The following is an 11608-nucleotide window of genomic DNA, read 5'->3' as shown; positions in this document are numbered from 1 at the left end:
GTTTTTTTCGTGGTTGGTGGGGTTTTTTTTGTGGTTGTCTTATATCGGGTGGGCCCGGCCCATTTAAAACACTACATATCCCGTTTTCTTTTTTTTTTTTTTTTGGGGGGGGGGGGGGCGCGCCCCCCCCACCACACTGTCCCTCTGCGCGCTACCCGCGCAGGCCCAGCCGCTGTCCAGCGCACCGTATGGCTCGTACGCCAATGAAGGTGACTTCCCCTCAAGCGGCTCGTGCCCGCACGGGAGCTTCTTCGTGGTCGCCCAGGGCGGCGGGCTGTTCGTCGGCGTCGACGGTCTCTGGCACTCGATGCACGTGAACCTGCTCTACGACGACGCGTGTGGCGCCATCGCCGAGACCAAGGACCTCACCTCGCCCGGAGGAACCGGCTCGCCGCGCTGCGCGGCCTACATCGACCGGTCCGACGACGGCGGCAACACCTGGGTCAACGAAGTCGAAGCCATGTCCGCCGGAGACGGCGAAACGCGGATCGCCAACGACCTCAACGGCCGCCTCGCCCGCGGCTCGGTCGTGTGCACCACCGGAGTAGGGAATCCCAGCGTCGTGGGCCAGACCAGCTGGTACTGACCGACCGGGTCCGAAACCCCGGAATCCTCGGCCTCCGGCAGCGGAGAACCCTGACACGAAAGCGAGAACTTTCGCCATGCGCGGAATGCGGAGAATCGCCGGCCTCGGCGCGGCCGCCCTCATGGTGGCCGCGGGCATCCTCGTGGCCGGCCCGGTCGGCACGGCGAGCGCCACCAGCGCCGACTGCAGCGGCGGCGCCAACGGCTTCACCGACATCCCGGACACCCTCACCGGGACGGCGGTCGGCGCGGGGTCTGTTTCCAACGCCTTCGGTGAGAGCGCCGCCTACTATCAGGAAACCGGCACGGTAGGCGGCCCCCAGATGGGCTGGGGCTACCTCACCAGCCACATGGGCGAGTACACCATCGCCCGGGTGTGGATGGACGTCAGCAACGACGGCGGCGCGACCTGGATCCAATGCGGCCCGTTCAGCAGGTACCTGAGCGGCACTCTCACGACAGCCGCCTACCCGACGAGTGCGGCACCGGGCCGACGCTTCCGCACCTGCGCGTCGATCACCGGGACCGACGGCAACATGGACTGCCTCGGTTGGTGGTGATCCACCGGGCCAGTGCGCGCCCTCGGCCGCGGAATTCCTCCGCGGCCGAGGGCGCAACGCCGCCGCACAGGAGTCCGAGAACTTCCGGTTCGGTAGCCAAGGACCGAACCGGACCGCCGAGCAGAATCCCGTGTGCCGGTCGTCGAGTCGCTTCTCGGTGAACTTTCCCAACGTGCGCGAGGAGGCCCTGCCCCGGGTCGTCGCCGCGGGCGCGCCGCGGGTCAGCAAGACGGTGGTGGTGATCACCGGCGGGATCAGCGACTCTCGCTCCAGCGAGAACGTCCCCGCCCCGCACTTCGGCGGCTCTGCGAGAAGACCGCCGCGACGCTGACCAAGGCCGATAAGCTCGGCGTCGAAGTCGTCGACCAAGGCGATCATCTGGCAGCACCTCATGGACGCCGGCCACGCATGGCCTGGGGCCGCCGACCCTCCGCGTCCGACGATGTTCGCCGTCTACCGGTCAGCCTGCGCCGAGGCAGATGAAGGGCGCAGAAACGGATCGACGGCGACGGTGCCGGCCAACGCCGATGCGGGGCTTTCGCGGCCTGCGATGGCATGGTGGTAGTCGTCCATCGCTGCCGATGCGAAGTCACCGACTCGGCTCGTCGGCGCGATCACCGTCTTCGAACCGCCGACCAGCAACGCACCGGCGAAGTTGAACTTGGTTTCCGGCTCGCTCTCGTCCCCGCAGGTCGCGCTCAATTGCCGATGACCTTCAAGGCGGATTAGCAGATCGCGGACTTTGCCATCCGGGCGATTCGACTGAGATGGCCGCCTCAGCTTCGGCCGCGAAGCTCCCATGGTGGGACCTGCTCCACCCGCCGCGTATCACCCAGACAGCCCAAAGACCAACGCGTGCTGATGCCAATTGTCGGTCGTTCAGGAACACAGTGTTCGCCAGCCACTCGCGCGATAACCTGTTCCACTTCCGCGCTGCAGCCGAGGACGATCCGCCTGGTACGCGCTCACATGCCGACGGGCACACTACCGGCGACGTCCCATCGTTGTCTTCGCGTCCGGATGGTGATCCAGAGTGTGCGACGGGGTGGTCCCTTCCTGGACAGCTGCTAGCTGAAGATCACGAAGGAGGACACCAAGCGGTGGCCGACGAGCAAGCAACTGAGCTATCGAGACCGGGGGTCTCTGTTGCATTGATCTCGCCAACGGGCGAGGTTGCTGCGGACGGTCAAGGTGTCGGGATGATCTGGACCGAGCACCCGCATGCTGTCGGTGAGCAACTTTCCGTAGGCGGCGGCTGCGCCTGCCGGGTCACCCGCCTGACCTCGCCAACGGGCGAGGTTGCTGCGAGCGGTCAGGGTATGAGGGTGGTCGGGGCCGAGCACCCGCACGCTGTCGGTGACCAACTCTTCGTAGGCGGCGGCTGCGCCTGCCGGGTCACCTGCTTTACCTCGCCAGTGGGCGAGGTTGCTGCGGGCGGTCAGGGTGTGGGGATGGTCGGGGCCGAGCACCCGCGTGCGGTCGGTGAGCAACTCTTCGCAGGCTGAGGCTGCACCAGCCGGGTCACCCGCCTCACCTCGCCAACGGGCGAGATTGCTGCGGGCGGTCAAGGTATGAGGGTGGTCGGGGCCGAGCACCCGCACGCTGTCGGTGAGTAGCCTTTCGAAGGCGGCGGCTGCGCCGGCCGGGTCACCGGCCCTGCCTCGCCAGTGCGCGAGGTTGTTGCGCGCGGTCAAGGTGTCGGGATGGTCCGGGCTGAGCACTCGCATGCTGTCGGTGAGCAACTTCTCGCAGGCTGAGGCTGCGCCAGCCATGTCACCAGCCCTGCCTCGCCAGTGCGCGAGGTCGCTGCGGGCGGTCAGGGTATGAGGGTGGTCAGGGCCGAGCACTCGTACACTGTCGGTAAGAAGCCTTTCGCAAGCCGAAGCTGCACCGGCTGGGTCGCCGGCCCTGCCTCGCCAGTGCGCGAGGTCGCTGCGGGCGGTCAAGGTATGAGGGTGGTCAGGGCCGAGCACTCGTACAGTGTCGGTAAGTAGCCTTTCGAAGGCGGCGGCTGCGCCGGCCGGGTCGCCCGCCTCGCCCTGCCAACGGGCGAGGTTGCCGCGCGCAATCAGGGTGTCGGGATGGTCCGAACCCAGCTGCTCCGTCGCGATAGCGTGGAGCTGGTGAAAATAGTTTCTAGCCTCGGCAACCAACCCTTTGTTCCCGAGGCTGTTCCCCATTTGGAACAACACGGCATGCCCGCTGGGCTTCCACATGTGGTCTCCGGCGGCCTCCGCCAGCGCCTCGGTGTTGGCGCGCAGCACCTGTCCCAGCGTGGTGTCGCGTTCTGGGTGTGGCCAGATGCCCAGCAGTGCTTCTCCCACCGCGTTCGTCAGCTCCGCGAGCCGTGGACCGGGCAGGGGGTCGCGGGTGGCGCGCTGTACCAGCGCGTGTACCCGTACCGTCCGAGTATCCGAACGCGGATCCAGAGTGATCAGGTTCAACCGGTGCAGGCATCCCAGCCCATCACGGGCATTTTCGACATCGACCTCTCGTCCGGTGTGGCGAGCGAGCAGGCCGGTGACTGCCGGGGTGGTGAACACTGCGGCGGGGATGCCGTTGGGGTCTAGGACGCTGGCCACCTCCAGCAACGCCCCCGCGGTCCCGGCCGGTTGCAACCGGTTGGCCTGCTCGACCGACAACGACCATGTCGTGGCCACGGTCGCGCGATGCTCGTCAGGCAGCTCGTCGGGCTCTGGTAGCAGCGACGACAAGCTCCGTCGGCGGCTGGTCCATCGTGCTAGGTAGTCGGTGCAGCACAGGCCCCGGTCGAGCATGTACGCAGCGGACTGCGCCAACGCCAACGGCAGGCACCCCAGCTCAGTCGCCAGTTCGGCCGCCCCCTCAGCCAGGTGCGGCTGGCCTGCCAGCGCGGCACTTAGGTACGCCTCGGCTTCCCCTGGGGTGAATACGTCGACCTCGATCAGGCAACGACCGTGTCCGCGTAGCGCAGCGTCACGGCGCCGAGTAGTCACCACCACCCGCCCAGCAGGAGCAGCCGGCGGCCACAGGCCGCGCAGATCGGCCGGATTCTGCACGTCATCAAGCACCAACAGCCACCGCGCTGAACTTGCGCCCAGCCATTCCAGCAACCGCCGCGCCCCCTGTTCGGGGTCGGTGTCCTCGATACCGGTCAGGTCGGCGGCCACCCGGGCAAAGTTGGATACGATCCCCTCCCGCGAGCTTGCCGTCACCCACACCCACAGATCAACCTCCTCGGCGGCCCAGAGTCGCTGGGCGTAATCCAGCGCGACCTGCGTCTTTCCAATTCCGCCCAAACCGGACACCACACCCGTGTGCACAGGCGGCTGGCCGGTAAGCACTGCAGCGTTCCCGCGCTTCAAGGCATGCTCCAGCCGGCGTGCCGTCTCAGTCCGACTTTGAAAGGCAGCTGCCTGCTGAGGTGGGATCCCAGCCCGATACGGCAGCGACACCGCCTTGCGGCCCTGCTGGTGAACGTGCACGTCGCCTTTGATGACACCAGCTTGAACCAGACTCCCGGACACCTCTCCGGCCACGTGGTTAACCGGGCCGTCCTCCGGAGGCACGTTGGGGAGGTCACTCATCGATCTAGTATCCCAACCTGGCCCGCCATAGAGCGCGCGAACCGAAATGCTGCCCTAGATGGCGGAATATCGACTACGCGAACCGATGACAGCCTGCCAAAGATCACGATTCTTGACTTAACGTCAACCACCCCGAGAATCGTCAGATTCTTGGCATGAGCGCGCGTCTTGGCGCCTTCTACACCGCACTCACCCCAACGGCACGGCCTCACCGACCTCTTCCGCGCCCTGCACCCGACCGCCGTCGAACACAGCTGGACCCGCCGCGCCGAACTCGGCTACCGCTACGACCACGCCCACGCCTCCACCCCACTTCTCCCCCGGCTCGCCAGCTGCGCCTACGTCCACAACACTCGAGCCGGGAACCCCGCCCTCACGGACCATTCGGGACTCGCCGTCCAGCTGACGCTGACCGCGCTCGCGCCGCTGATAACGTCCGACCCGGCCGCGGACCGCGAGGCAACACTGTTCTAGCCAGGGTGCTCGTGCCGGCCGCCATATCAGCCGCCGAGTACGAGGACCCACCGGATGACCGCCGCCAGCGAACTGGCCCTGCGAGTCGGCGCCCGCGTCCTGCTCCTCAACCGCGACGACGAAGTGCTGCTCATCCACGCCCGCGACCCCGACGATCCTGACCACCACTGGTGGGAGCTCCCCGGCGGCGGCCGGGACCCGGGCGAGGAGCTCGAGGATACCGCCCGCCGGGAGATCGCCGAGGAAACCGGCCTCGTCGTCGACGAGATCGGCCGCAAGCTCTGGACCCGCGAAAGCCGCTTCACTTACCGCGGCCGCGAGCATCACCGCCTCGACCACGTCTACCTCGCCCGCACCGACCGGGACGCACCGCAGGTCGCGCTCCGCCATACCGCCAACGAACGCGTCGGTCTGATCGAGCGTCGCTGGTGGTCGGCCGCCGCGGTCTCGGCCTGCCGCGACAAGCTCCTGCCTGCGGAGTTGCCCGACCTCCTGGGGGCACTCCTCGACGATCGCTTCCCGCTCGCTCCCGTGGCCCTCACCGCGTGATGTCGACCGCGCCGGCGTGGGTGCGGCGCACCGAACCCTCACCCGGCGGCTCCAGCAGGCGCCGGGTTACCAACCGAGCCTAGCGGTGGCCTGGCGTGCCAAATTCTCGATTACAGCTGACGCCGGTGCCTTGCCGTCCGCCGTCGGTGTCACGGTGACGGCGAAGACCGACGGGCCTTTCATCGCCACCAACCACTCCGGCAGCCGACCCGCCCGCTCGCCGATCGCACTCACCGGCACCAGGACGCCGGGCGTCGAGTGCTCGTTGAGCTGCCGAAAGGCAGCCTGGTACTCCTCAAGCGCCGCCGAGTTCGAGGCGGCGGTGTGCACCTCGGCCTGGACCGACCGGCCGGGATCCGGACCTGCATTCTGCTGCCAGGTGCACATGTCGACGTCCACGGTCGTTCCGGCGAACCCGTTGGTCGCCCGGAAGAGATTGCCGAACGGCGCCTGCACCTGCCCGCCCCCCAAAGCGGCCCGCACTTCCTCCACCGTCAACAGATTGCAGGACGGCGCCGTCGGCAGGGTCGGCGGGGTGATGCCGGACGGGGTGGCTTCCGAACTCGCGACGGACGCGGTCGGCGGCACGGTCAGTTTGGGGATCCCGCCGCCGTCCGGCGGGCTCGCGCGGCACCCGGCAAGAACCAGCAACCAGGGAACCACCGTGCTGATCGAACGGGTGGAGCGGCGAAGTCGCGAGGTCGCGGAGGACATCTTCGTTCACCTCATCTTCCGGGTCGCCACGCGCCGTCCAAAAACCGGTACGGCTCCGTGATCAGCTCACCGATGGTGTCGAACGGGCGCTGGCTTGGGTTGGCCGACGCCCGTCCTTCCGCCGCCCCGTCCGGGCCGACCGTGTACTCGAAACTCCTCTCGCCGTCGTCCCCGCCGAGTTCGAGGCGCCAACGCGAATGAGACTTCAGGATGCTTCCGACGACGATGAGCGATTCGGTCGTGCCTTTCGCTATCCGCAGGTCCATGGTCGCCGCCACGTTACCGCCGTTGGGGAAAAAGGCCGGGGACCCCGCATCAAGGTCGAGATTCAGCAGGTGGGGCGGCACCGGCCCGCCACGCCCCGGACACGCGAGCAGGTTCAGCTTCGACGCGCCGCCGGCGACCAGGACCTGGTCCAACCTCGCGCGATCGACCTTCACATCCGACGCGAGCGCCGTGATGTCCACCTTGGCCACCGACGTGCCGGCGTCCAAGCCGTTGATGGGGGCATCGTGTGCCCAGTGGTGCCGGTTCGTGCAGGTGTCCTGCCCTCCCGGAGGCGGTGGCACCTGGGTGATGGGCAGGGCTGTGGCGTAGTTGCCCATGGCGTCGCGCAAAGGGGGAGTGGATACCAGTTCGTCCGGATCGGACTGGACATCGATCCTGACCAAGGGACCCCCGGAGGCCGACACGGCAAACCAGGTCACGCCGGCTGCGATGAGGATCACGACAGTACCGACCGCAAGGTAGACCAGGACTTTTCTACGGGGCCGTGGAGGTTTTCCCGGCGTGCCCGCAGGAGGTGGAGGCGTCGGCAGCTCGCCCCGTACGCCTCCCGACTCGTAGTCCTTGACCCGGTAGTGGTATTCCTTCCACGCTTTGACGTCGCTCGCCGCCCCTCCGCAGACTTCGATGATCTTCAAAGCCCAGGCCAGTCGGCTGTCGGAAGCCTTCCAGTCGCGCGAGTTCGTCAGCTGTCCTGAGACCGTGGGCGCTGAGCAGCTCAGTCTCTCGGCCAGTTCTCCGCGGTTGATTCGGGCGATCACGTCCGGCCACATCGCCAGAGCAACTTGCCGGACGAAGTGCCACCGTCGCCGACCGAGATCGGCTTGTCACCTTCGTTGAACGCCGCCTTCGGGCAGCCAGGCTCGGACAATCAACGCGAAGCCGCTATCGCGGCAACGAGTTCCCCGCGGGCGTCCGTCGGCAGCGCGGAGAAGATGTCCAGCACTGCCGACAGCGGCATGGCTCCGTGGCTCTCCACCACGGCGTCGAGAGGAACATCAGGCAGGTGGCGCTGCAGGATGGCGATGATCCTGCCCCAGTCCGCAGCATCGCCGGCGAGGGCTTCGACCGGGGTGTCGAGGGTGAGTTCGTCCGTCCGCCGCGATGCCGCGTAGGTCCAGCTGTGCTCCCCCGGACCCACCCGGTGCGAGTCGTCGGCCGGGTGCAGCGGGAGTTCGACGGTCGCGGTCGTCCCGGGCGGCACGACCACCCTGAGCGTCATCGTTTCGTCCTTGCGCTGCCATTCGACCGCGATGCGGCCACGAGGGGGCTCGTGTGCCGCTCTCGCGAACGTGAGGTCACCGCCAGGCTGGGGTGCCAGTCGTACGATGCGGTAGCCGGGGCTCGTCGGCTCGATGCCCGCGACGACGGTGTGCAGCCAGTGCGCGACGGAGCCGAGGGCGTAGTGGTTGAGGGACGTCATTCCGGAGGGGTTGACGGTGCCGTCGGGTAGGATCCTGTCCCAGCGCTCCCAGATCGTCGTCGCGCCGCCGGTGACGGGATACAGGAACGAGGGCGCCTCCTGTTGTAGCAGTAGTGCGTACGCCACGTCCGTGTGGCCGGTGCGGGTCAGTGCCGGAGCGACGTGCGGCGTGCCGGCGAAACCGGTCGAGATCCGGAACCGGTCCCGGCGGACGATGTCCGCCAGCCGCTGCCCCGCGGTCCTCAGCTGGTCAGCGTCGAGAAGCTCGAACTGGATCGCGAGTGCGTACGCGGTCGCGCTCTCGTTCGTGATCCGGCCGTTCGGGGTCACGTACTCGGCGCGGAAGGCGGCGCGAACGCGCTCGGCGAGTGCGGTGAAGTGCCGCGCGTCTTCCCGGCGCTCCAGGGTGGACGCGGTGGCCGCCATTTCCCCGGCGACCTTGGCGAGGTACGCGGTGGCGACCAGGTGGGGATCGGTCTTCCCGCGCTTCGGGTCGTTCGGCGGCGCAGCGGGATCGAGCCAGTCCCCGAACTGGAAGCCGGCACTCCACAGGCCACGGTCGTCGAGAAGCGCCTCGACGCTCCGGGTGAAGGCGGCCATGGATTCGTAGCAGCGCCGCAGGATCCCGACGTCCCCGTACTCCCAGTAGAGGGTCCAGGGGAGGCTGACCGCGACGTCGCTCCACAGGGCCGTGGGCGCTTTGTAGGTGTGCTGCACGTCGGGGATCACGTACGGCACGAATCCGCAATCACGCTGTTCGGCGGCCAGGTCGTCGAGCCACGAGCGCAGGAAATCGGCGACGTCGTAGAGGCGGACCGCGGTCGGCGCGAACGCGTTGAGGTCGCCTGCGAAATATAGTCGCCGATGGTCGGCAAAGGACCACTGTGGCGGCCCACCGCAAGCAGTTGCTCGGGAGTGACACCCAGGCTCGCGAGGACGAGCCGAGCAGCTTCGACCTCGGCGCTCATCGTGGGATCCGACTCTCGGCCCGAAGCGCTTCGTGGTACGCGAGCAACATCGCATCGAGAGCAGAATCTGTGTACACCGCCAGCACATCGTTCGCGGGAAAGGCGGCGACGAGGACGAACTCGGCGCCACCGACGACGGAGAACCACTGGGCGTGCGATCACTCCCGTGTCCACTCTCGACGCAAGCCTGGCCGGCCTGGCCGCAGTCCTGGACGCCGCAGAAACCAGCGGGAACCCGTCGCCGTCGACACCATCCACCCTCGACTACATCACCGCAGCTACCTACGACACACCCGAGACCGGCCCTGGCAACACGCCCCCTGCGGCGCCACGCAGAAAATCGCCGAAGTCGTCGTCGACAACCTCACGACCTGATCGCGCTCAAACCCACCGCGAGGCGGGTGGCGAATAGTCAGTCCCCGACTTCGCCACGCCCGACGGTGGCCGTGTCTCCCTTCAGCGGTTCTGTGACAGCACCCCGGATCGTGCGGTCGACCGGGGAACCAGTCATCGCATCGCCGCAGGCGGCCGACAAATCGTCAAACTTCTCTTTCTACGGTTTGCGGTCACCAACCAACGGGGCCGAGGCGATCGACGAAGATCCCGGTCGGCCCGTCGGCGCCGAGGGTCGCGAGCTCAATGATCGGGTCGGTGCCCTCGGTGACCGTCAACTGGCCGGTGTGGTTGTTCATGTCGGTGGCGGTGTACTTGCGGTTGACGACCTCGCCGGGGGTGATGGCGTTGAACTTGATGTTCGGGAGCGCCTGGGCGTACCGGACGGTGATCATGTTCAGCGCCGCTTTCGACGAGCTGTAGGCGAGCTCGTGCATTTTCGAGACGGCCTGCGTCGGATCGGCCATGACCGTGAAAGAACCGCCGGCGCTGGACACCATCACCACCCGTGCATGGTCCGCCGCAGCCAGCAGGGGAAGGAACGCGTGCGTGACCCGGACCGGCCCATACACGTTGGTGTCGTAGACCGAACGGATCTCCTCGGCCGTCGCGTCCGCGGGCGGGACAGCGTTTCCCGGCGCGCCGGCGTTGTTGATCAACGCGTCCAGCCGGTCGGTGTGCTGTCGCACGAGATGCACGGCGCCGGCCACCGACTCGTCCGAGGTCACGTCGAGCGGAACCATGACCACGTTCGCACCACCGGCAGCCAGCTTGTCGACAGCCGCCTGACCCCGGCCTTCGTCTCGTGAGCCGAGGAAGATCGTCCAGCCCAGCTCACCGAGCCGCCGAGCCGATTCAAAACCGAGTCCCTTGTTGCCTCCGGTGATCAACACCGAGGTCTTCTCTTGGTTCGTCATGACCACCAGACACCGCTCTCCACTCGGCTGTGACCACATGTGAACGACATCACATGCCGATGAGAGTGGGGCTGGGAACCCGCCACCTCCCCGCCGAGGACTGGGTTCCGGGGACCCGGCCAGTCGGTGGTGGTGTCGGTGAGCGCGTGCGCGCCGAACGCGCGGATCGTGGTGAGCGCGACCATGACGACTGCCAAGGTGAGGCCAACGACGGCACGGACGTAGGCCGGCAGGCCACCGGGAAGCGCCCGCAGGGCGCCTAGAGCCTGTTTCAATGTCGTAGCCACTCGTTGATCGCCGCGATGTGCACGGTTGCCTCGTAGTGAACCGCGAGTTTGTCGAACCGTGTAGCCACACCTCGGTTGCGTTTGAGCCGGTTGATGCCGCACTCGACCGCGTGACGTTGCTTGTAGATCTCTGGGTCGAACGCTGGTGGCCGGCCACCAGCATGGCCGCGGTTGCGGCGATGCCGGACCTGATCAGCAGGCTGGGGAATGGTGCACGCGATCCCGCGCCGCCGCAGATAGGCCCGGTTGGCGCGGGAACTGTAGGCCTTGTCCGCCAGAACACGATCCGGCCTGCTCCGGCTCGCCCACCACCAACCCGGGCGACCCGGACCCGGGCCAGCACCGCCTCGAACTGCGGTGAATCACCGCGTTGACCGGCGGTCACCAACAACGACAATGGTTTCTGGCCTTGCTCGGTGGCCAGGTGCAGCGTGGTCGTGAAGCCTCCCCGCGACCGGCCCAGCGCGTGATCGGCCGGTTCGGGCTCGCCGATACCGCCGGGCGGTTCTTTCTGCAGCCCACCCTCGATGCGGGCGCCCGCGGCGTGCTGGTGCGCCCGGTTGATCGTGGAATCCACGCTCACCTCCCAGGTGATCAGTCCGGCGGCGTCGGCCCGGGTCTGCAGCCGGGCCAGGATCAGTGCCCATACACCGGTGCGCTGCCAGCGCCGGAACAGGCCGTAGACGGTTTGCCAGCAGCCGTAGGTGGGTGGGACGTCACGCCACGGCGAACCGACACGGACCCGCCAGCGGATGCCGTCCAGGAGCTGGCGTTTACTCCACAAGGGTGAGCGGCCGGGCTTCTTGCCGACGGGCAGCAGTGGTTCCAGGATCGCCCACTGCGCGTCGGTCAGGTCGGCTCGCCCTGTCGCCGCTAGGCTGGGCACG

The 11608-nt window shown here is 67.7% G+C and carries 11 protein-coding genes and 1 pseudogene; 5 read left to right on the top strand and 7 right to left on the bottom strand.

Annotated elements, in window-relative coordinates:
- The first annotated feature begins 253 nt into the window (after window positions 1–253).
- The 3 genes from ABZW17_RS41360 (at window position 254) to ABZW17_RS41350 (ending at window position 1476) form a co-directional block, all read left to right on the top strand.
- A complete protein-coding gene (locus ABZW17_RS41360; RefSeq protein ID WP_354826812.1) occupies window positions 254–586 on the top strand; it encodes a hypothetical protein in 333 nt (110 codons plus the stop codon).
- An 85-nt stretch (window positions 587–671) separates the two neighbouring features.
- Entirely contained in the window at window positions 672–1145 is a 474-nt protein-coding gene (locus ABZW17_RS41355; RefSeq protein WP_354826810.1) for a hypothetical protein, read from the top strand.
- A 172-nt stretch (window positions 1146–1317) separates the two neighbouring features.
- A complete protein-coding gene (locus ABZW17_RS41350) occupies window positions 1318–1476 on the top strand; it encodes a hypothetical protein (RefSeq protein WP_354826809.1) in 159 nt (52 codons plus the stop codon).
- Window positions 1477–1605: 129 nt separating this feature from the next.
- Here the strand turns inward: ABZW17_RS41350 and ABZW17_RS41345 are convergent.
- Window positions 1606–1799 (bottom strand): annotated as a pseudogene (locus tag ABZW17_RS41345) (hypothetical protein); the annotation flags it as partial.
- Between the two features lie 470 nt (window positions 1800–2269).
- Window positions 2270–4711 (bottom strand): tetratricopeptide repeat protein, encoded by a 2442-nt coding sequence (locus tag ABZW17_RS41340; protein ID WP_354826808.1) that lies wholly within the window; start codon window positions 4709–4711, stop codon window positions 2270–2272.
- 168 nt (window positions 4712–4879) lie between these two features.
- Between ABZW17_RS41340 and ABZW17_RS41335 the strand changes: the two genes are divergently transcribed.
- Both ABZW17_RS41335 and ABZW17_RS41330 read left to right on the top strand, forming a co-directional pair.
- A complete protein-coding gene (locus ABZW17_RS41335; RefSeq protein WP_354826806.1) occupies window positions 4880–5185 on the top strand; it encodes a hypothetical protein in 306 nt (101 codons plus the stop codon).
- Window positions 5186–5239: 54 nt separating this feature from the next.
- Complete coding sequence (locus ABZW17_RS41330; protein ID WP_354826804.1) at window positions 5240–5734, top strand: NUDIX domain-containing protein; 495 nt, start codon at window positions 5240–5242, stop codon at window positions 5732–5734.
- Between the two features lie 66 nt (window positions 5735–5800).
- Here ABZW17_RS41330 and ABZW17_RS41325 read toward each other — a convergent pair whose 3' ends face one another.
- From ABZW17_RS41325 to ABZW17_RS41305, 5 genes are all read right to left on the bottom strand, one after another.
- The gene (locus ABZW17_RS41325; RefSeq protein WP_354826802.1) at window positions 5801–6448 is read right to left on the bottom strand and encodes a hypothetical protein; all 648 of its coding nucleotides are present in this window, start codon (window positions 6446–6448) and stop codon (window positions 5801–5803) included.
- An 11-nt stretch (window positions 6449–6459) separates the two neighbouring features.
- Window positions 6460–7494, bottom strand: a complete 1035-nt coding sequence (locus tag ABZW17_RS41320; protein ID WP_354826800.1) for a hypothetical protein — start codon at window positions 7492–7494, stop codon at window positions 6460–6462.
- A 110-nt stretch (window positions 7495–7604) separates the two neighbouring features.
- Complete coding sequence (locus tag ABZW17_RS41315; RefSeq protein WP_354826798.1) at window positions 7605–9179, bottom strand: alpha-L-rhamnosidase C-terminal domain-containing protein; 1575 nt, start codon at window positions 9177–9179, stop codon at window positions 7605–7607.
- A gap of 511 nt (window positions 9180–9690) precedes the next feature.
- Window positions 9691–10434: an SDR family oxidoreductase gene (locus tag ABZW17_RS41310; RefSeq protein ID WP_354826796.1), complete on the bottom strand. Its 744-nt coding sequence runs from the start codon at window positions 10432–10434 to the stop codon at window positions 9691–9693.
- A 271-nt stretch (window positions 10435–10705) separates the two neighbouring features.
- Window positions 10706–11607, bottom strand: a protein-coding gene (locus ABZW17_RS41305; protein ID WP_354826795.1) for an IS5 family transposase whose coding sequence is annotated in 2 segments (ribosomal slippage) — window positions 10706–11022 and window positions 11022–11607 — 903 coding nt in all. Because the reading frame shifts where the segments join, the coding sequence is not laid out codon by codon here.
- Window position 11608 lies beyond the last annotated feature (1 nt).

The organism is Amycolatopsis sp. NPDC004625 (genome assembly GCF_040609695.1).
GTDB lineage: Bacteria > Actinomycetota > Actinomycetes > Mycobacteriales > Pseudonocardiaceae > Amycolatopsis.
Note: the sequence above shows the minus strand (reverse complement) of the source record. Positions and strands in the feature narration are given on the sequence as shown.

Bases quoted from the DNA above. Each gene is read 5' to 3' on its own strand.
- ABZW17_RS41355 (WP_354826810.1), top strand. From the start codon at position 672: ATGCGGAGAATCGCCGGCCTCGGCGCGGCCGCCCTCATGGTGGCCGCG.
- ABZW17_RS41340 (WP_354826808.1), bottom strand. From the start codon at position 4,711: ATGAGTGACCTCCCCAACGTGCCTCCGGAGGACGGCCCGGTTAACCAC.
- ABZW17_RS41330 (WP_354826804.1), top strand. From the start codon at position 5,240: ATGACCGCCGCCAGCGAACTGGCCCTGCGAGTCGGCGCCCGCGTCCTG.
- ABZW17_RS41325 (WP_354826802.1), bottom strand. From the start codon at position 6,448: ATGTCCTCCGCGACCTCGCGACTTCGCCGCTCCACCCGTTCGATCAGC.
- ABZW17_RS41315 (WP_354826798.1), bottom strand. From the start codon at position 9,179: ATGCGATGTTGCTCGCGTACCACGAAGCGCTTCGGGCCGAGAGTCGGA.
- ABZW17_RS41310 (WP_354826796.1), bottom strand. From the start codon at position 10,434: ATGACGAACCAAGAGAAGACCTCGGTGTTGATCACCGGAGGCAACAAG.